This window comes from Burkholderia sp. MSMB1498, assembly GCF_001526245.1.
Classification (GTDB): Bacteria; Pseudomonadota; Gammaproteobacteria; order Burkholderiales; family Burkholderiaceae; genus Burkholderia; species Burkholderia savannae.
In genome coordinates this window covers 63,329-83,585 of the sequence record NZ_LOYJ01000085.1, presented here as the reverse complement: position 1 = coordinate 83,585, position 20,257 = coordinate 63,329, and the positions used below count along the sequence as shown (strand labels likewise).

At 66.2% G+C, this 20,257-nt stretch carries 17 protein-coding genes; 2 read left to right on the top strand and 15 right to left on the bottom strand.

Translation table 11 applies throughout. The features are described from left to right. Positions 1 to 90: 90 nt before the first annotated feature. From WS91_RS19080 to WS91_RS19050, 7 genes are all read right to left on the bottom strand, one after another. Positions 91 to 2,925 (bottom strand): TonB-dependent receptor, encoded by a 2,835-nt coding sequence (locus WS91_RS19080; protein ID WP_059670777.1) that lies wholly within the window; start codon positions 2,923 to 2,925, stop codon positions 91 to 93. A 314-nt stretch (positions 2,926 to 3,239) separates the two neighbouring features. Then, positions 3,240 to 3,815 (bottom strand): helix-turn-helix domain-containing protein, encoded by a 576-nt coding sequence (locus WS91_RS19075; RefSeq protein ID WP_038749063.1) that lies wholly within the window; start codon positions 3,813 to 3,815, stop codon positions 3,240 to 3,242. A gap of 273 nt (positions 3,816 to 4,088) precedes the next feature. Further along, entirely contained in the window at positions 4,089 to 5,288 is a 1,200-nt protein-coding gene (locus WS91_RS19070; RefSeq protein WP_059670776.1) for a tetratricopeptide repeat protein, read from the bottom strand. Positions 5,289 to 5,305: 17 nt separating this feature from the next. After that, positions 5,306 to 5,731 (bottom strand): ExbD/TolR family protein, encoded by a 426-nt coding sequence (locus tag WS91_RS19065; protein ID WP_038749057.1) that lies wholly within the window; start codon positions 5,729 to 5,731, stop codon positions 5,306 to 5,308. Positions 5,732 to 5,740: 9 nt separating this feature from the next. After that, a complete protein-coding gene (locus WS91_RS19060) occupies positions 5,741 to 6,163 on the bottom strand; it encodes an ExbD/TolR family protein (protein WP_038749054.1) in 423 nt (140 codons plus the stop codon). 13 nt (positions 6,164 to 6,176) lie between these two features. Continuing rightward, positions 6,177 to 7,073 (bottom strand): MotA/TolQ/ExbB proton channel family protein, encoded by an 897-nt coding sequence (locus tag WS91_RS19055; RefSeq protein WP_038749051.1) that lies wholly within the window; start codon positions 7,071 to 7,073, stop codon positions 6,177 to 6,179. A 72-nt stretch (positions 7,074 to 7,145) separates the two neighbouring features. Beyond that, on the bottom strand, positions 7,146 to 7,844 hold the full coding sequence (locus tag WS91_RS19050; RefSeq protein ID WP_038749048.1) for an energy transducer TonB: 699 nt from the start codon (positions 7,842 to 7,844) through the stop codon (positions 7,146 to 7,148). A 1,210-nt stretch (positions 7,845 to 9,054) separates the two neighbouring features. Between WS91_RS19050 and WS91_RS19045 the strand changes: the two genes are divergently transcribed. Then, complete coding sequence (locus WS91_RS19045) at positions 9,055 to 10,455, top strand: cache domain-containing protein (RefSeq protein ID WP_059670783.1); 1,401 nt, start codon at positions 9,055 to 9,057, stop codon at positions 10,453 to 10,455. Further along, positions 10,452 to 11,099, top strand: coding sequence for a response regulator (locus tag WS91_RS19040; RefSeq protein WP_038749045.1), 648 nt, complete (start codon positions 10,452 to 10,454; stop codon positions 11,097 to 11,099). The genes WS91_RS19045 and WS91_RS19040 overlap by 4 nt, the downstream gene beginning before the upstream one ends. A gap of 158 nt (positions 11,100 to 11,257) precedes the next feature. On the opposite strand, the gene WS91_RS19035 is transcribed toward WS91_RS19040, so the two are convergent. The 8 genes from WS91_RS19035 to WS91_RS19000 all read right to left on the bottom strand — a co-directional run bounded on the left by WS91_RS19035 (position 11,258) and on the right by WS91_RS19000 (position 20,235). Next, positions 11,258 to 11,854 carry an MlaC/ttg2D family ABC transporter substrate-binding protein gene (locus WS91_RS19035; protein WP_038749042.1) on the bottom strand — a complete coding sequence of 199 codons (597 nt, stop codon included), beginning with the start codon at positions 11,852 to 11,854 and terminating at the stop codon, positions 11,258 to 11,260. Between the two features lie 299 nt (positions 11,855 to 12,153). Next, the gene (locus tag WS91_RS19030) at positions 12,154 to 12,894 is read right to left on the bottom strand and encodes a TenA family transcriptional regulator (RefSeq protein WP_038749040.1); all 741 of its coding nucleotides are present in this window, start codon (positions 12,892 to 12,894) and stop codon (positions 12,154 to 12,156) included. Positions 12,895 to 12,927: 33 nt separating this feature from the next. Further along, positions 12,928 to 15,351, bottom strand: a complete 2,424-nt coding sequence (locus tag WS91_RS19025) for a putative bifunctional diguanylate cyclase/phosphodiesterase (RefSeq protein WP_038749037.1) — start codon at positions 15,349 to 15,351, stop codon at positions 12,928 to 12,930. A gap of 334 nt (positions 15,352 to 15,685) precedes the next feature. Continuing rightward, entirely contained in the window at positions 15,686 to 16,789 is a 1,104-nt protein-coding gene (locus tag WS91_RS19020) for an esterase/lipase family protein (RefSeq protein ID WP_059579803.1), read from the bottom strand. 87 nt (positions 16,790 to 16,876) lie between these two features. After that, the gene (locus tag WS91_RS19015) at positions 16,877 to 17,641 is read right to left on the bottom strand and encodes a 4'-phosphopantetheinyl transferase family protein (protein ID WP_059670775.1); all 765 of its coding nucleotides are present in this window, start codon (positions 17,639 to 17,641) and stop codon (positions 16,877 to 16,879) included. Positions 17,642 to 17,714: 73 nt separating this feature from the next. After that, positions 17,715 to 18,113, bottom strand: coding sequence for a DUF4345 domain-containing protein (locus tag WS91_RS19010; protein ID WP_059579796.1), 399 nt, complete (start codon positions 18,111 to 18,113; stop codon positions 17,715 to 17,717). 44 nt (positions 18,114 to 18,157) lie between these two features. Then, positions 18,158 to 19,456, bottom strand: a complete 1,299-nt coding sequence (locus WS91_RS19005) for a hypothetical protein (protein ID WP_059670774.1) — start codon at positions 19,454 to 19,456, stop codon at positions 18,158 to 18,160. Further along, the gene (locus WS91_RS19000) at positions 19,453 to 20,235 is read right to left on the bottom strand and encodes an outer membrane lipoprotein-sorting protein (RefSeq protein WP_059579882.1); all 783 of its coding nucleotides are present in this window, start codon (positions 20,233 to 20,235) and stop codon (positions 19,453 to 19,455) included. Before WS91_RS19000 ends, WS91_RS19005 begins: the two co-directional genes overlap by 4 nt. Between the last annotated feature and the right edge of the window lie 22 nt (positions 20,236 to 20,257).

The window sequence follows — 20,257 nt, the reverse complement described above, 5'->3', positions numbered from 1 at the left end:
TCCGGCATCGGATAAAAAGAGGCCGCTCCAAAGGGGTGGTTAGGGAAGCGGAGCGGCCCGTCGAATGCCGAAGGACGACGCGAAACGGCGTCAGAACTTATAAGTCGCGCCGACCTGGATCACCCGCCCGTAGTACATGTACAGCGACTGGTCGTAGCCGTTCTGGTTGAGCGCGTTCTGCCAGACCGGATCGAACGGCGGCGCACGGTCGAAGATGTTGTTGATCCCGCCGTACAGCGTCCAGTTCTTGAAGCCGGTGTAGCTCGCGTACAGGTTGAACTGGCTGTACGAGCCCACGTGGTCCGCCGCCTGCGTCGGCGCGGCCACGCCGAGCGCCTGTGCATACGGGCCCGTGAATTCCCAGCTCAGCGTCGCGTTCCACTTGCGATACGCCCAGTTCAGCGACGTATTGCCCTTCCAGCGCGGGATGCTCGCGCCGAAAGGCTGCGTGATCGCGAAGTTGTTGCCCGCCGAATCGACGGTCGCCGAGCCCGGGAAGCCGATGTTGAAGTGATGCACGTATGCCCAGTCGGCCGACAGCGTGAACGTGCCGTACTTCGTCGGCAGCGCCTGGCGGAACGTCATCTCGAAGCCATCGGTTTCGAGCGTGCCGAGGTTCTGATACGGCAGCACGACGTACGTGATCTGCCCGGTCGCCGGATCGCGCACGACCTGCGACGGGTTGTTCGCCGCGATCACCGAGTTCAGGCTCGCCTGGCCGATCACGTTGTCGATGAAGATCTTGTAGAAGTCGAAGCCGAAATCCGTATAGCGCGTCGGCGAAGCCTGGAAGCCGAGGTTGATGTTGCGCGTGCGTTCGGGCTGCAGGCTCGTGTTGCCGGTCTGCAGCGTGTTGACGAGCGTGTTGCCGAACGTTTGCAGGCCGATGTTCTGCGACGGCGTGTTCTCGACGAACGTCGGCGCGCGGAAGCCGCGATTGTACGAACCGTACATCGTGAATTCCTTGATCGGCTGGTAGCGCAGCGCAAAGCGGGGCGAGAACGCGCCGCCGAAATCGCTGTAATGGTCGTAGCGGCCCGATTGGCTGAACGTCAGGTTCTTGATGATCGGGATATCGAACTGATAGTAGACCGCCGCGACGTTGCGCGAGCCGTTCACCGATTGCGTCAGCGGGTTCAGCACCTGCCCGCTCAGCGCCTCGGAGCCCTGCCCGATGAATTCGCTTTCGTGCAGGAACTGCGCGCCGAGGCCGAAGCCGACGTCGCCCGTGGGCAGCTTGAACAGGTTCGGCGTCGACAGCGTCGCATCGACCGCGTCGAGCTTCGACACGCCGAGGTTGGTCGTCGACATGTACAGCCCGTTGAACGCGTTGGGCGTCGCCGACGGGTTCGCGAAGTTCAGCGTGCCGTTCTGATAGATGTCGTTGACGACGGACGCGTTCAGCACGTTATTGAACGTGTTGGACACGACGCTCTGCGAATGCGAGTAGGCCGCCGACCAGTCCCAATCGCCGTACGGCAGCGTGAACGAACCCTTGACGCCCGTCGCGGCGCGCCAGAAGTTCGAGCTCGTCCGGTCGGACGCCGCAGCCGGAAACGTATAGGCGAGCGGCGTATCGACGCCGAACGGGTTGTACGGATTGCTCGCGGGCACGACCGAATTGAACTGGCTCAGCTTGCCGGTCGCCGGATTGAGGACGAGGCTCGGCGACGTCGGGCTGCCCACCGTCAGCACGCCGTTGTTCTGCACCGTCGTATTGTTGCTTTCCCACAGATCGGCGAACGCTGTCGTCTTGTCGTCGATCTTGAAGTCCGCATGCACCTTCGCGCTCAGACGCTCGGTCCACGGCGCGATCGACGTCGATTCCGCCGAATTGAAACTGCACACGGTGCCGCCCATGCCGGCACCCGCGCTCAGATAGTTGCTCGCGGCGGGGCGCACGGCGCCGCCGAACGGGCAGCCGCTGAGCGCCTGCGCGGTCGCGCCACCGTTGGTCTGCCAGAACGACGGCGCGAGCAGCGAGAGGCCGCCCGCCTGGTTCGTGAAATCCTGGTTCTTCGTCGTGTCGCGATCGGCGATCGTGAAGCCGTTCGCCTTGTAGTAGCTCGCGGCCGCCGTGATGTTGAAGCGGTCCGAGTTCAGATCGCCGAAGCCGCCGAGAATGCTGAACTTCGTCGTGCCGTCGCCGCCTTGCGTCGCGCCCGAGTAGCTGCCGTCGAGCTGCAGCCCCTGATAGTTGTGCTTCGTGATGATGTTGACGACGCCCGCGATCGCGTCCGAGCCGTACTGCGACACGGCGCCCGTCTTCACGATCTCGATGCGGTCGATGATGTTGAGGGGAAGCGTGTTGAGGTCGAAGAACGTGTCGGTGCCGTTCGACGCGAACGCGTACGGCGCGACGCGCTGGCCGTCGACCATCACAAGCGAGTATTTCTCGCTCAGGCCGCGCAGCGCGATGCCCGCGCCGCCCGCGGCGAAGCCGTTCGTCTGCCCTTCGCTCCAACTGCTCGCGGAGTTCGCCGACACGCCGCGCAGGAAGTCCGCGACGTTCGTGTAGCCGCTGTCCTGGATGTCCTTCGCGGTGACCGTCTGCACTTGCTGGAAGCCGACCTTGTCGGCACTGCGAATCAGCGAGCCCGTCACCTCGAAGCGCTTGATCTGCGCGACGCCGTTCTTCGCGGCCGGTGCAGCCGGTGCAGCCGGCGTCGCGCCCGCCGCTTCGGCGGCGCCCGAGGCGGCCGCGGGCGCCGCCGCGGCCGGCGCGGAGACCGCGCCCGTCGCGCCCGTCGCGCTCGCCGCCGCATCCGCCTGCGCGAGCGCGACGCTCGCGCCTTGTGCCGATGCCGCCGCGCCGGCAGATGCCGGCTGGCTCTGCGCGAACGCGGGCGCCGCCAGCGTGGCCGTCAACGCCAACTCGGCCCAGACGATCCGCTTGATCGCCAACGCCAATGCTCTTTGCTTCATCTTTCCCCTCTCACTCGTCAGTAAGACCCCACCCGTTGCGCGCGGCAATCTTTTGAACCCCGCGCCCGACTCGCGGCACTCGCGTACCGCCCCCGCTGCCGCCCGACTGCCCGCCGGACGCCGCCAAACGATCGACGCGCTCGCGTCTTCACGGCCCTTCGCTTCTTTTCAATTTGTTAGGTTCACGAAATTTCTACGAAGCGAGCCCTGTTATTCGTTTCTTTTCATCCCGTCTGCTTCGGCATCTCACCGCCTCATGACATCAGGATTCCTTACATTTACATTCGAAGATCAAACCGAGTTGCCAGGCTTGCTCAGAACAACCTGGGCGTCCCCACCCAGACGACCAGCGCCTCGCTGTCTCCGCCGTTGCGCCACGCATGCGGCGTCGTCGATTCGTAATGCGCGGTGTCGCCCGCCGCCAGCGAGAACGTCACGTCCTCCAGCGTCAGTTCCACGCGGCCGCTCACCACGTACAGAAACTCCTCGCCCGCGTGCGTCGTGACTTCCGAAAGCGGTTGCGCGGCCGGCATCCGCACGAGAATCGCGTCGAGTTGCCGGCCGTCGACAACGTTCGTCAGGCGCGCGAACGCGTTCGTCGAGTTCGCGAGGCTGAAATACTGCAGCGCCTCGCTGCGGCATACCGAACGCGCTTCGGTCGGCGCATCGACGAAGTAATGCATCGTCACGCCAAGCGCACGCGCGATCCCGACGAGCGACGTGATAGACGGCGTCGCGCGTCCGCGCTCCACCTGCGACAGAAACGGCTTCGAAATGCCGGCCGCCGCCGCTGCTTCGTCGAGCGTGAGCTTGAGCCGCTGGCGCAGCGCCCGTATCTTGTTTCCAATCGAGGCTGCGACTACCGCCGATTCGTCGAGTGGCAAAACCATGGCAACACGCAATCCCGCGATCAAGAATCGTTTTTGATGAAGAAGCCGGCTGCGCTGCGCCCGCGCAGCACGCATCGCGAAGCGGCGACCCGCCATACGCGATGCGGGCCGCGCGGGCGACGTGCACGCCTTGCGCAAGCTGTCCGGGAACGTCCCGAGCCCGGATGCGCCGCGCAAGATGGCACCGTTCGTTTCACCGATCAGCAAAGCCGCTCCTTTCCCCGTGTTTCGCCGATAACCGCCGTTCCCGCCCCTCCAAGCGCGCGAGCGCCGCTATCTCGCCGCGACGAGCGCCCACAGTCTTGCGAGATCCGCCGAGCCGTCGCCGCCCTGCACGCTGCGGAAGGTCTGCACCGCGCGCGCCTTCTCGCCCGCCACGTAGTACGCTTCGCCGAGCCGCAGCCGCGCTTCGTCGACATGCTCGATGCCGCCCTTCGCAAGCGCCGCCTCCATCGCCGCGATGCCCTGCTTCGTCTGCCCGGCGAACACGAGATTCATCCCGGCGTCGATCGGCGCGACGGGATTCGCGTTGTCGGCCGGCGCCTGCGCGCGCTTCGCCGCGAGCGCCTGCAGCCGCTTCTCGCGATCCGCGCCGGCATCGCGCCCGAGCGTGCCGGACGCGAAGCCCTGATCGATCACCTGCTTCGCTTCCGCCGCCGAACCCGCGACGAGCGCCAGCTGCGTCATCTCCATGTATGCGTCGGCGCCGTTCAGCGCGCCTGTCGCGCGCCGCAGCCGATACATGTCGAGATCGAGCGACGACAGATAGCCGGGCCTGTCGCGAATCGAACGAAACAGTTCGTCCCAGTACGCGGGGTTCGGGTGATACGCGACGAGCTTCTCGAGCGACGCCCGATAAGTCGCCCCATCCTTCATCTTCTGCGCGCATGTGCCGAGCATCTGCAACTGCGCCTCGTCGGGCGCGTGTCCGGCGCGCGCCTGCGCGTCGACGCTCGGCTTGAGCTGGCCCATCACCGCCGCGCAATCGTTCGACAGGTAGTACGACTGAACCAGCAGCGTGCGCATGTCCGGATCGCCCCCCCCTGCCTTCAGATAGCGCTGCGCGATCTTGATCGCCTGCGGATAATTCCGCTGCTGGAAGTAGACGCCGGCGAGCGCCGCCGTCGTGCGCTGCTCGTCGTCCTTCGACAGCCGGCCGGAACCCAGCACCGCCTCGTACGCCTGGATCGCCGCGCCGGTATCGCCCGCCGCCATCGCCGCCGCGCCGCGCATTTCCTCGACCATGTAGGTCTCGTACGGCGTCTTGTTCGGCACCGCCGCGGCCTGCGCGATCTTGCCGAGCGCATCGCGGTACTTGTGCGCTCGATACAGGTCCTGCGCGGCGCCGAGCGGCCGCGCGACGTCCGGGCGCAACGTTTCGGCGGCGGCCGCCGCGCCGAACGGCGCGGCGACGACGCAGCAGCCCCCGAGCGCGGCCGCCAGCACGGCGCACTTCAACCATCGTTGGATCATGGGACACGCTCGCTTCGTTATTGCATGTACTGCTCGTTGCCGATCAGCCCGATCTTCGTCGCGCCGATGCGCTGCGCGGACGCGAGCACCGCGGCGACGTCCCTGTACGGCACGAGCTTGTTCGGCCGCAGGTGAATCTCCGCCTGCACCGGCTCGGCCGCGACCTGCGCGAGCTTCGCCTCGAGCGCCGCGCGGTTCGGCACGGGCGCGCCGTTCCACGTCGTCGTGCCGTCGAAATCGATGTCGATCTGCACGATTTCCGGCTGCGTCGCGGGCGGCGGCGGATTGCCGACCGGCAGATTCATCTTGATCGAGTGCATCTGGATCGGGATCGTGATGATCAGCATGATCAGCAGCACCAGCATCACGTCGATGAGCGGCGTCGTGTTGATGTCGACCATCACGTCCGGCTCGCCGCCGCCCGAAGATACGTTCATTCCCATCGTCGCCTCCTAGCCGCCGCGCGCGGGCGGTTCCGTGATGAACGAGACTTTCGCGATGCCGGCCCGCTCGCATGCGGTGATCACGCGGCCGATGAACTCGTAGCGCGTGCTCTGATCGCCGCGCACGTGCACGTCCGGCTGCGGATTCATCACCGATACGGTCTTCAGCTTCGACAGCAGCGTCGAAGCGTCGACGAGCGTCTCGTTCCAGAAGACATCGCCGTCGCGATTGACCGCGATCTCGACGCTCTTCGGCGTGGTCTGCAGCGGCTGGATCGTTTCCTTCGGCAGTTGCAGCTGAATCGTGTGCGTGACGACCGGAATCGTGATCAGGAAGATGATCAGCAGCACCAGCATCACGTCGACGAGCGGCGTCGTGTTGATGTTGGAGATCACCTCGTCGTTATCGTCCTGCCCGACGCTCATGCCCATGGCGCACCCCGCTTCAGCGAACGAGCGACGCGGCCTGCACGTTCGCTCGCGAGGCCCGCTTTCCGCCCGCGAGCAGCACCGTGTGCAGTTGCGCGCCGAAGTTGCGCACGCGCTCCATCACCGATTTGTTGCGACGCACGAGGAAGTTGTAGCCGAGCACCGCCGGCACCGCGACCGCGAGGCCGATCGCGGTCATGATCAGCGCCTCGCCCACCGGCCCCGCGACCTTGTCGATCGACGCCTGGCCCGCGATGCCGATTGCCGTCAGCGCGTGATAGATGCCCCACACGGTGCCGAACAGGCCGACGAACGGCGCCGTCGAGCCGACCGTGCCGAGGAACGCGAGCCCGTCCTGCAGGCGGTTCGACACGTTGGTGATCGCCCGCTCGACCGACACGTCGATCCACGTATTGCGATCCACCGCTTCGAGCAGCGCTTCGTCGTGATGCTCGCCCGCCTCGATCGCCGTTTCGGCGATGAAGCGGAACGGCGACGCTTCGTCGAGCCGCTTCGCGCCTTCGGCAAGCGACGGCGCGCTCCACAGCTGCTCGTCGGCGACCTTCGCACGGCGGTTCGCGCGCAGCTGATCGAGGAACTTGGTGATCATGATGTACCAGCTGCCCATCGACATCACGACGAGCAACAGCAGCACGAAGCGAGCGACGAAATCGCCGTTCTTCCACAACGCGCCGAGGCCGTACGGATTCTCGACAGCTTCGGTCGCCGCGGGCGCGGGCGGCGGCGCGGGTTCTGCCGCCGTGTTCGCCGTCTGAGGTGCCGTGGCCGCGGACACCGCGACCGCCGCGTCGCTCGCCTGCGCAAAGGCCTGCTGCGGCGCGACAAGTGCGTCAACCGCAGCGACGGAGATCAACATGCTTGCCGCCAGAGCGGCCAGTGAACGCTTGGTCATACCCCACTCCAAATTTTTCGTTGAACTGACTAACCGGGTTCGCTCCCGATCCTGTCCGGCCCGCGTACGGGCTCAGTTCAGGTTGAACGAGAACGGAACCTGCACGCGCACCGACTGCCCTTGCGCTACGCACTTGAACTGCTTGACCGCATTGAACGCCGCACGATCGAGCACCGGATCGGCCGATTGCGCGACGCGCTCGCTCGTGATGCGCCCTTCCGCATCGACGACGAATTCGATCGTCACGTCGCCCGTGATGTTGTTCTCCTGGGCTTCCTTCGGATACTGCATCGACGCGCGGATCTGGTCGGAATTCGGACACACGACGCCCACTTCATGGCTGACTGCCTTCGCCGGCGCGGGCGCGGCGGCCACCGGCGCCTGCACGGCGGGCGCGGATTGCACGGGCGCAGCTTGGTGCGTGATCGTCGGCTGGGTCGGCGCCTGCACCGGCACTTCCGGCGGCGGCACGAACGGAGGCGGCGGCGGCGCGAACTTCGGCGGCGGGAGCTTGACCGTCGGCATCGGCGGCGGGGGCGGCGGCTTCACCGGTTCGATGATGCGCGTCTCGATCGGATGCTGGATGACCTGCACGACCTTTGTCGCGAGGCCGTTGAGGAGCGCATAAACCAGCACGATGTGCAGCGCGAGCACGATCGCGAGGCCGCCGAAGCGCCGAGCCGGGTTCTGCTGCCTTTTGCCGAATTCGCGCGGACGACCGAGCCGAGCGAGTCCGTCGTTTGAAACAGCCAAGCCTTCGTCGACTTTCATACCCACTTTCACCCCCAAAGCACGATTCGTCCAGCCGTCCAGCTGCGACGCGATGCGCTGGACTCTTCATTCGCCATCTTCCCGCAAGCTTTCAATTTGTTTTGGAATCCAAATTATTAGCCGCGGTGTACGATGCGAATTCAATCGATACGACGCTATTGATTTATTCCCCGCGGCCGGTTCGCCGGTTTTAATGTTGCAGCAACGCTTTTCAGACAGGTATTCGTCAGGTTGAGGCCCGCACCCCATTTTTCAGACGAAACGCCGGTTCTTCATTCACTTTCTTCGATCAGCCTGTATGTAGCGCGTGTCTTGGGAGCAGAAGATAGCAAGGAAAAAATTTTGCCGTCAAACTTTATTTGATGTGCCCACACAAAATTTGGAGCAATTATTCGAAAAACGATTTAGTAAGGAATTTGAATTGAAATCGTCGACAAAGTAATTGATTTGTATGGGTTGGCAATTCGATTATCTTCTAAGCCGCGTAATTCTCTTATTTGGTGCGCTGCAATTTCAAGTCTTCTTTTACGGCGCATCCTCGTATCTCAAAAATACCCTCCTTCGACCGCATCTCTTCAGGCGTATTCCCCCCCCACCTCATTACTTCGCATATCTAATCAACATGCCGAGAAACGAAACCGCGAGAGCCCGCATCGCCCTTCCGGGCAGTCGTCGCGCACATGGCGGCGAGCGTTCGAATCGGGATGCCGGCGGCATCGCATGACGCTCGGCGCGACTTGTCGATTCGCATACGAAGCAGGCGGTTGCAGCCTGACCGGCATGACATGAGCGTCGCGGCTTCGATCGCCGCGCCGCCGTCGTGCCGATCGACTCGCGCTTGAGACGCCGGAAGGCCCCCTCTTCGCACGCGCTTGTCGCCACGCGAGCGATACACGCAAAACGACGCGGGTGAACGCCGCCCGTTTCCGACCGCTTCTTCGAGCATCCGCCGCGCGCATACCGCGCGCCGTCAAGTCGAGGCCGCGAATCTTCCGCTAGAATGCGCTCGGCGGAACGATCGGCGCCGAACGACAACCACAAGCCGCTCGCCGACATGTGCCAATCCCGGCGATGGAACCCAGATGAGACTCGCGCGCGACATCATTGAAGGCGGCGCGCCGCCGACCAGACAGACAATCGACGGCGCGCCCCCGCGCGCGGTCCGCCGCGCGTGCGCGGCGCGCTCCCCCACGGCCGGATGCCCATTGCGATGAGGCTGAAGTTCAAGATCTTCCTGCTCGCGATCGTGCCCTTCCTCGTGACGATCGCGGCGATCGGCCTGGGCGTGCGCCAGCAAGCAACCTTGCTCGCGCGCACGCAGCACGCGACGATCGAGGCCGCGTACCTGTCGAGCAAGGAAATCGAGCTCAAGCACTACGTCGATCTCGCGACGAGCGCCGTCGCGCCGCTGTACGAGGCAGGCCGCGACAACGCGCGCGACGACGCGATGCTCCGCCAGCAAGCGCTCGCGATGCTGCAAAAGATGGAATTCGGCCCCGACGGCTACTTCTTCGTCTACGACCTGCACGGCAATTCGCTGATGCATCCGCGCGAGCCCGAACGGGTCGGTCACAATTTCTGGTCGCTGCGCGACCCGCGGGGCTCGCTCGCGATTCAACAGCTGATTGCGGCCGCGTCGCGCGGCGGCGGCTACGTGCGCTACGTGTGGCAGCGCCCGTCGACAGGCAAGCTCGCGCCGAAGCTCGGCTACGTCGTTTCGCTGCCGCGCTGGGGCTGGATGGTCGGCACCGGCATCTATCTGGACGACGTCGACACCGCGCTCGCGCGGATCGACGCGCGCGCATCGGCGAACATCGAGCGCACGATGACGTGGTTGAGCGCGATCGCGCTCGCGGGCGCCGCGGTCATCGCGCTGTGCGCGCTCGTGCTGAACGTGAGCGAGTCGCGCAGCGCGGACGCGAAGCTCAAGCGCCTCGCGCAGCAAGTCGTCGAATCACAGGAACAGGAGCGCGCGCGCCTTGCGCGCGAGCTGCACGACGGCATCAGCCAGATGATGGTTTCGGCGAAGCTGATGTTCGAATCGGCGCTCGAACGCTTCGCGCGCCTGCCGACGCGCGAGACCGCCGCGGAAGCCGCGCTGTCGAAAGGCATCGCGCGGCTCGGCGACACGCTGCGCGAAGTGCGCCGCATCTCGCACGCGCTGCGCCCCACGATGCTCGACGACCTCGGCCTCGCAGCCGCGCTCGACCAGTTGGTGCGCGAACTCGGCGTGGAGACGGGCGTCGAGCTCGGCTTCACGCGGGTCGAGCACGACGGCGCGCCGTCGTTGCCCGCACCCGTGAAAACCGCGCTCTTTCGCATCGCGCAGGAGGCGCTGACCAACATCCTGCGCCATGCGCATGCAACGCGCGCGGCCGTTACGCTCGAGCTGTCGTCGCGCGAAGCCGCGCTGACGATCGCCGACAACGGCCGCGGCTTCGACGCCGAACGCGCGCAGGCGGACGCGCGCGGCGGCGTCGGCCTGCGCAACATGCGCGAGCGGCTCGACGCGCTCGGCGGCGCGCTCGCGATCAGCTCGCAGGTCGGGCACACGGTCGTCGCCGCGCGCGTGCCGCTGTCCGGCGCCGACTCAACAGGAACCACGCGATGACGACTTCCTCCTCGACGACGCGCCCCGCGCGCCTCCTGCTCGTCGACGACCATCCGCTCGTGCGCGACGGCCTCAAGATGCGCCTCGAAGCGGCGCCCGGCCTCGCCGTCGTCGGCGAAGCGGGCAACGCGGACGAAGCGCTCGCGCTCGCCGAATCGCTCGAGCCCGATCTTGCGCTGATGGACATCGGCATGCAGGGCATGAACGGAATCGCGCTCGCGGGCGTCTTTCACGAGCGCTTCCCTGCGATTCGCGTACTGATGCTGTCGATGCACGACAACGTCGAATACGTGACGCAGGCGGTGCGCGCGGGCGCGAGCGGCTATCTGCTGAAGGATTCGCCCGCGACCGAGATCGTGCGCGCGATCGGTGCGGTGCTCGCCGGTCAGACGTTCTTCAGCGAGGGCATCGCCGCACGGATGATTCACGCGAGCGCGGAAGCGTCGCCGCTCGACCGGCTCACGCCGCGCGAACGCGACATCCTCGATGCGCTCGCGCACGGGTTGTCGAGCAAGCAGATCGCGCAGCGCAACGGCCTGTCGGTGCGCACGGTCGAAACGCATCGGCTGAATCTGAAACGCAAGCTCGATATCGAAGGCCAGGCGGAGCTGATCAAGTTCGCGGTCGAGCATCGCAGGCGCTAGGCGAACGCGCGACACAAGCATCAGCGGCGAGCGCACGCCACACGCCACACGCAGCGCGCTCGACACACCCCGCATCTTCATCGCGCGACATGAAAAAGGGCGCCGAAGCGCCCATTTGCATGACGAATGACGAATGCCGAACGAATCGGCCGGCGCGCTCAGTTCGCGCGCGCGTTGTGCTTCGTCAGGAATGCGATCAGACCGTCGATGCCGCCCTGCGCGAGCTGCGCCTTGAACTGGCCCTGGTAGACCTGGATCAGCCACGCGCCCGACATGTCGATGTCGTAGATCTTCCAGTCGTTGCCGATCTTGCCGAGCCGGTAGCCGACCGACTGGCTGTCGCCCGGCGTCGTCACCGTCGAGCGCACCAGCGCGTCGGCGCCGCCCGCGCCCGCCGCCTTGAAACTGAACTTCGCGTCCTGGCTGCCGAGCTGCGCGAGCGATGCCGCGTACGTGCGCGTCATCAGAATCCGGAATTGCTTGTACAGCTCCTCTTGTTGCTGCGGGCTCGCCTGCTTCCACGCATCGCCCACCGCGATGCGCGTCGTGCGCTCGAAGTTCGTCGCGGGCAGAAAGCGCGCTTCGACGATCTGCGTGATCTTCGCCATGTCGCCGCCGCGCGCGGCGGGGTCCGCCTTCATCGCGCCGACGGTGCCCTCCACGGCGTTCCTGACCACCTCGACGGGCGCGGTTTGAGCGATTGCCGAAACGGACACGACGGCCGCGGCCACAAAAGCAAACAGATGACGTTTCATGCGTGTAGCGTGTATCGAACTAGGAAGAGAACAAGCCGGACGCGACACGGCGCCGGCGCAGACAGGACAGTATACCGAGCTTGGCGCGCTCGCGCGGCGCCGTGACGGTCTGTTACCGAATAGACGAAATATTTACGACGCGGCCGGCGAAGCGGTGCGCCTCTCCGTCGCCGCCACGCATGGACACGCATGCGCGACCGATCGACGCGCGCCACCGCGGATCGCCCGCGAAGCGGGCTCGCCTCGCCGTCGCCGGCCGGGCTTGCGTTCGCCCGCCGCCAGACGACGACGCGCGGAGCTCACGCGTCGAGGCAGCATGAAAGGCTCATCTCGAAATAACGGAAGCTGCGCTCGATGCCGGCCGAGACGTCGCGCACCTGCTCGGTGCTCGGCGATTGGCCGAGGATCGTCGCGACGATGTCGAGCGCCTCCCACGGATGCTTGTCGTCATAGCTCGAATGCAGCTTCAGCCAGCGCATCGCACGGCCGCGCACATGCTCGGGAAAACCCATTTCATAGACGTCCGAACGGCACAGGTCCGCGCTCCATTCGCCCGTCACGCCTTCGATCGCGTAGTTGGTCGCCGCGATGCTCGCCGCGAGCGAATCCGCGCTGCTGCTCTTCCAGCACCAGTGGCTGAGCGCGAGCGCGGCGGGCGGGCTGTCGCCGTCGATCAGCTGCCGGCGCGGCAAGCCGCTCGCCTCCGCCCAGTTGACCCAGTGCTCGACGTGGTTCAGCTCGACGCGAATGTTGCGAATCAGATAGCGGCGCGCCTTCTCGTCGCCGGACGAACTCGTGCCGTTCGCCTTCAGCAGGTTCATCGACATGTACTTCGGAAACTGCTCGACGACGGGCCAGCCGTTCACGAAGAACGCGGCGAGCTGCCGCGGCGCGAGGCGGCCGTCGCGCATCAGCGAGAAAACCTCGTGGAAGCGCACGCGGTCGCGCGCCGCCCGCACCGTGCCGACCACGTCCTGTAGCCAGTGTGGATAGCTCCCGATATCCATCAAGTCGCCTTCGCGTTCAAAAGGGATATGCAATTTCCTCTCCTTAGATAAAGTCACCCAACCACGTCAATAGCCGCCCTCGCGCCACGGCGAAGGCTGAGCAAAGAAATATCCCTGGCAGAAGTCGATGCCGAGCTCGCGCAGCATGCCGAGCTCGGCGTCGGATTCCACATGCTCGGCGACGGTGCTGCAACGCATCGAGTGCGCGACCGCGTTGATCGCGCTGACGACGCCAAAACTCACCCGGTCCGACATCATGTTCGACACGAATTCGCCGTCGATCTTCAGATAATCGATCGGCAGGTTGCGCAGATAGCGAAACGACGACATGCCCGCGCCGAAATCGTCCAGCGCGAAGCGGCAGCCTATCGTGCGCAGCTCGCTCATGAAGCGCGACGCAAGCTCGAGATTCTTCACGGCGATCGTTTCGGTGATCTCGAAGCAGATCACCGATGGTTCGAGACCGGAGCTCAACAGCTCGGCGATCACGAATTCGAGAAAGCGCTCGTCGGAAATCGACGCGCCCGACAAGTTCACGTTGTATTCGTGGTACTCGCGTACCGGCATCGCGCTCAACTTGTGGAACACGGTGCGGACCACCCAGCGGTCGATGAGCCCCATCAGCCCGTAGCGCTCGGCGGCCGGCAGGAACGCGGCGGGCGAGATGTCGCGGCCCGCGCCGCCCGTCATGCGCAGCAGCACCTCCGCGCGCTCGGGCGTGCCGGAATCCGGGCGCGTGTGGACGATGGGCTGCACGTACAGGCGGAAGCCGTCGGTTTCGAGCGCGGTCTTGATCCGGCGGCTCCATTGCACGTCGCCGACGTGGCGCGCCTGCTGCAAGTCGCTCGGGTCGGCGAGCTGGATGCGGTTGCGCCCGCGCTCCTTCGCGATGTAGCACGCGATGTCGGCAAGCTTGACGGCCATCTCGAGATTGCGCGGCGCCTTGCAGAGCTCGAGCACGCCGATGCTGACGCTGACCGTGAAGCGCTCGCCCTCCCACAGGAACACGAAATCCTCGAGGCTGCGGCGCAGCCGCTCGGCCTTGTTCTTCGACGGCCACGAGCCCGCGCCGTGCGGCAGCAGCACGCCGAACTCGTCGCCGCCGAGCCGCGCGAGCACGTCCTCGTCGTCGAGGCAGCTCTGGAAGCGCTGCGTAACTTCACGCAGCATCGCGTCGCCCGCCGCGTGGCCGCACGTGTCGTTGATCTCCTTGAAGCGGTCGAGGTCGAGCATCAGCAGCATCGAATCGATGCGGGCCTTGCCGGAGGTCGCGTCGGCGAGCGCGACTTCGAGACGGCGCTCGAACTCGACGCGGTTCACGAGCCCCGTCAGCACGTCGTGCGTCGCCTGCCATGCGAGGCTTTCGAGGAACTGCTGCTCGCGCGTCATGTTGCGCAGGATCAGCACGTAGCCGATGTGGCCATGCACGCGGTCGCCCATTTCCGAGATGGTTGTCTGTACAACTATCTTCGAGTGATCGCGGCGCAGCAGATGCACCTCGCGCTTGATCGGCGTACGCTCCTCGCGCGCCCAGAGTTCGTCGACGATGTCGACCGCGTTCCCCGTCTCCTTGTCGAGCAGCATCAGCACGCTCGACACCGGCGCGCCAACGCACGCCGCGGCCGAATAGCCGAGCAACTGCTCGGCCGCGTTGTTGATGAAGTCGACGTTCTTCGCGAGCCCCACGGTGATCACGGCCTCCGCGACCGAGCTCAGCGCCGCCTCGGCGAACGCCTCGCTGCGGTCGAGCGCGTACTGGATCGACAACCGTTGCAACGCGGCCTTGCGCGCCCAGACGAGCGCGAGATACATCAGGAACATCGACGCGACGAAGTAGCAGACGAGCAGCAGCGCGACGCTCGAGCGGAATTCGTCGCTGAACGCCTTCGAGAAGCGATCGGGCAGGCCGGACACGCGCTCGTTGATGTCCCACGCGCGATATTCGAGCTCCTTCACGCGCGGATCGTCGCGATGGCCGCTGCTGACGAGCGCGTGCAGCTGGCTCGCGACGCTGCGGAACTCGGCGAGCTCGACGTCGGCCTGCATCCAGCACTGCAGTGCGTAGTTGATCTTCGCGACCCAGCTGAGCGCGGGCAGCAGCAGCGCGGCCGCCGCCGCGTCGGTAGGGTCGATGCCGCTCGCGATGATCGCCTCGCGCGCGGTCGCGCGATCGGGCGGCTTGCGCTGCAACGCGGCGCGCGCGAGGCTCAGCCGATAGGGTTTGTCGATCGCGGCCTCGTAGAGCTTGTATGCGCGCTCGTCGCCCGTCTCCGCGTAACGGATCAGATAGATGACCGCGTCCTTCTGCGACTTCGACCACGTGCTCTCGCCGCCGATGTACACCCTAAGGAAGGACACCACCGTCAGACTCACGATCACGACGCACACGAGCACCGACACCATCAGCAGGATCGGCCAGACGTCGAGCGCCGGCCTCAGTTCGGCCGCCTGGCCTCTTGCGTCGTTCAAGCCGAGCGCCTGTTCGCGCATGCTGGAAGTCCCGTTCATCGTCCACCTTGCCTCAGCCCCGCCGCCGCGCCGCTTCACCGCGGCGGTCTCGTATTCCCCCGGCGCGCGCTAACGCCGGAAACGAACCGGCGGCGACCCGTTGCCGGTCCGCCGCCAGATGCTCGAAGCGTGGCCTGTCTCGCAGATCCTCGTGGAGGTCGTGCGTAGACTGGCCATCTTGCGCGCATTCGTCTGCTCGTCGCGTTACATATGACGCGTCCGCTGCATGAATGCGCGTGCGCCGCCGCTCGCGCAAGCGGCGGCGCATTCGTCGGACAATCATACGACGCGCGGCGCGCCGCCGCTCAACCTTCTTTCAAACGCCCTGTAATTTCAGCCGGTTCGCATGCGTGCGCAGCACCGCGACCGGATCGGGCGCATACGCGCCGCGAACGCCGAGCAGTTGGTTGATCTCGTCGAAGTGATTCCATTTGTAATCCGTCGAGATCGACGTTCCGTAGAGCGAGCTGCAGGTCGACGTGAAGCCGTCGTTCGGCCCCGCCTGCTTGAGCGCCATGATGTTGCCGGCCGTCAGGAACACGAGCGTCGACGGATCGAGCACGTTGGCCGGATCGACGAGCGCAATGGTGCTCGTGTCGATCGCGCCCGTCGTGACGCCGAGCACCTTGATCGGCTGGTACGCGCTGCCGCTCCACGAATACAGCAGGTGCACGTTGCCGCCGACCGTCTCGCTCGGCACGCCCGACGCGCACGCGCCGGCCGCGCCGAGGCTCGCGCTCGGGAACAGCGTGTTGAATTGCGTCGCGTATGGCGTGCTGAGCGCGTTCAGCGCGGCGATTGCATCCTGATTCGTGTTGTGTGTGTGGCTTGTCAGGATGCCGAAAATATTCAGCAGTCCGCCGAAAATCGGCGTCGACAGGCCGGTCGGATCGAGACTCAGCGCGCCGAGCACGAAGTCGGCGAACTGCGAGCCGCGATGCGGCGTCGCGATCGTCGTCACCGAGGCAACGAGATCCGGCGCAACCGCCGCGACGTAGCGCGACGTCAGCCCGCCCTGGCTGTGGCCGATCAGGTTGACCTTCTGCGCGCCGGTGACGGCGAGCACCTGCTTCACGTACGCGAGCAGCTGCTCGCCGCGCCCGTTCGGGCCGATGTCGCTCTGGAATCCTGACAGATCGGCGACGAACACGGTCGCGCCGTGCCGCTGCAGATCGGATTGCATGCCGTACCAGTAAGGCACGATGCCGAAATAGTCGTCGGTGCCCGTCAGGCCGTGGACGAGGATGATCGGATAGCGCGTCGCCGCGTAATCGTCGACCGCGCCCGCCGCGGTGTCCGCGTGCACTGCCGGCGCGGCGATCGCGCACATCGCGGCGACGATCGCCGTCGCCCAGGCATTCATCAGACTTTTTCTTGCTGCCCGCGCCGCGTCGGCGACGCATTTGAACATCGACTCCATGAACGATTCCCCTGCATGTAGCGTTACTTGAACGATGCCGCACGCCCGTTCGCCGCAATCGCCACGATCGCGACGCCGGACGGCGGCTCACCACCCCAAACAGAATCCGCGCAAGTGCGCGCCGCGATCCTCCATCGCGACCGCGGCGCGCCACTGCGCGCCGAGCGCGACGTCGGCGACCGCCCACCGCACGCCGTCGCTCACGCATTCGTCCCGCGCGCCCGGCGACACGGGCCACGGCATCTCCAGCTCCCGCGGATCGCGCCGCAGGCCCGCGCCGTGCGCCTTCAAGAGCGCCTCCTTGCGCGTCCACAATTGCAGCAACAGCCGCTCGCGCGCGTTTTTCGGCGCGCGCTCGAACAGGTCGCGCTCGCGTTCGCCGAGGCTCGCGGCCGCGAGCGCGTCGACGTCGAGCTTTCGACCGAGCGATTCGAGATCGCAGCCCACCCGCTTTTTCGCGACCGCCATCAGCACCGCGCCGCTCGCATGGCTCACGCTGAATTCGAGATCGCGGCCGAACAGCACCGGCTTTCCGCCCGGCTCGACGTCGAACACGAGCCGCGCCGGATCGGCGCTCAGGTATTCGCCGAGCACGACGCGCACCATCGCGCGCGCGAACACGAACAACTCGCGATGCGCGCCGAACTTGAGCCGCGCGGCGCGCTCGTATTCGCTCAGCGACAAGCAATCGCGCTTCAGATACGAACCCGCTTCGTCCGCGCGTGCGCGCCACACGTGCGCCTCGCCGCGCATCAACCGCTCCGTCAGTGCCGCCGACGGCCGCGCGACGCAGAACCGCAGCGCCGCCGCGTCGTCATGCGGTGCCGCGCGCGGCAATCCTTCCGCCATCATTTTTGTCAGTCAACCTAAGTGTTTCAAACGCACGCCGACGGCGCCGGCCGCGCTGCGCGCTCGACGTCGCCCGTCAGCCGGCCGTCGCCGCGACGCGGCGCTGCCACCAGACGAACAGCGGCGCGCCGACGATCTCGAGTACGGTAAAGCCGATGAACGGCGGGAACGGTGCGCCGAGCGACACGAGTGAGATGAGACGCCCGATTCCGCCGACGAAGATCATCGTCCACAGCGCGCGGAACAGGACGCCGTTGCGCTCGATGTTCGGGATCGTCCAGAACGCGCCGAGACCGAGGCCGAACCAGACGCCCGCGTAGAAGCGCAGGTTGCTGTCGAGCGTCGCGTCGGCGGGCAGCGCGACGCCGAGCGATGCGTACAGCGGATCGTGAATGCCCATCATGCCGAGCGCGCCGGTTGCGACCGGCACGGCCGCGAGAATCGCGGTGGCGATTTGCAGAATGCGTTTGCTCATCGAAGAGTGGCCCTTGTCCTTGTTATTCGACGATTGACGACGTCTCATTGATAAAAAATGCCCAGCACCTGAACGCTGCTCGCCTCGGGCATCGCGCCGAAGCGGCTCCACGACGGTCCCGTCTGCCGCAGGAACTGCACGGCGACGTCGAACGTGTCGAAGCGCCGCCGCAGCTCGACCCAATACTGCCGCCCCGCGCCGAGATCGAGTTGCGCGAAGCCCGTCAGGTCGAGGCGGCGCACGAACACGTTGCGCCATGCGGCCATCAGGAACAGCCCGTGCCGCGACGGCAACTCCTGCGCGGCGATCGACGTACGAACCGCGCGGCCCCACGCGTAAGGATCGCTCGCCTGCAGCGCGCGCCATTGCGATGCCGACGCGCCGCCGCTGTTGCCTTGCAGCTCCGCCGTCAGCGACAAGTCGATCGGCAGCGTCCACGTAAAGCCGACCGCCGAGCGCGTGCGAAACGCGCGGTCGCCGTTGCCGCCGCCCGTCGCCGAGCCGATCAGCGACGGCCGCCAGCCGAGCGTCCATTCCGCGTACGCGACCACCGCGTTGCCCAGCAGCACGCTCAGATTCTGCCCGAACTGCGGCGATTGCCCGCTCTCGCCGTACAGCACCCACTGCGGCTGGATCGCCGGCGTGATCCGCTGGCTGCCGACGAGCATCCAGCGATCGACGCCATTCGTGCGCCGCAGGTCCGACGACGCGAACGGATCGCCCGGCACGCTGCGGCTCGCGAGCCGCGGCGACAGCATCAGCGCGATCGATCCCGAATCCCAGACGCGCTGCGCGCGCACGCCGACGCTGCCGAGCCGGTTCGTGTGGCGGCTGTCCGGATCGGGCGGCACGTCGAGGCTCACCGCGCCCGCCTTGAAGAAATCGGTCGGGTTGTAGCCGATCGCCGCGCCGATGCGTTCGTTGATCCGGCCCGCGTCGATCGCCAGCAGCGGCGACGGCTTCCAGCTCGCATACGCCTCCTTGACGAGCATCACGTCACGGTGCGACGCCGCGCCGGACGACAATGGATCGAAACGATCGAACCGCATCGCGAAGTTCACGTTCAGCGTCGGCGTGAGCGCGTGCTCGAACTGGAATTCCAGCGACAGCTGGTTACGCCACGATGAAGCGGCGTCACGGTCGTCGCTCCAGCGCACCGCATCCTGCACGCTGAATTTCCACGATCGCGCCGCTTCCGGCGCGGCGACAGGCGTTGCGTCAGCCAGGTCCAGCGCCGCGTTCGTCGCGTCGCCCGGCGCGTCAGCATCGCCTGCCGCCGCGGCGCGCAGCGGCATCGCCGCGGCCGCCGCGCAAATCAGGACCGCCAACGATCTGAGCGTCATTGCGCCTGGAAGCGGGGCAGATAATCTCGCTGCAGCCACGCGTCCGGAATGTCGCGCCACGCGTATCCGGAAAAGCGCATCACCGTCACCCAGTTCGGATCGAGGCCGTCGATGATCACCGTCTCGGTCGGACGCTCCACGCCGAGCTCCATCGTATAGCGCCGATAGAACGCGCTCTTCAGCAGCCGGTCGCTTTCCGAATAGAACTTCGCCTTCACCGGCCGGCTGTTCGACGCGTCGAGCCACATCTCGATCCGATGGTACGTGAGGCCCTGCGCATTGCCCTTCAGCGACAGCTTGTAACAATGCCGCGTCTGCCGGTCGCCGTCCATCACGTCCTCGGCGCCCTCGAGCTCCGCCTGATAATCGTGCGCGAGATTGACGGTCACGACGTCGCCGTTCGCCGCCTGCCCGAGCAGCCGCTGGTCCGGCGAGATGCGGATGCTCGCCTGGTTCGCCGGATCGTAGAACCACAGGTCGTTGCCGTTCTTCAGCATCAGCTTGCCCGCATCGCGCGCGGGCGCGACGAAGCGCACCAGCGTGCGGAACGCGCCGCCCGGCGCGTCGGGCTTCGAATAGATCGACAGCGTGTTGCCGTCGACCTGCTTGCCGGACCGGTATTCGGTCAGCGTCGCGGTGAGCACGAACGACTTCGCCGGCGTGCGGATCGCGTCGCTTTCCGCGAGCAGCTTCTGCGGATCGGGCGGCGTCTGCGCATGCGCGAGCGCCGCCGCGCCGAGACTCAATCCGATCCACCATGTACGAAACAAGCGACGCACGCTCCACCTCCCGATCGATTCG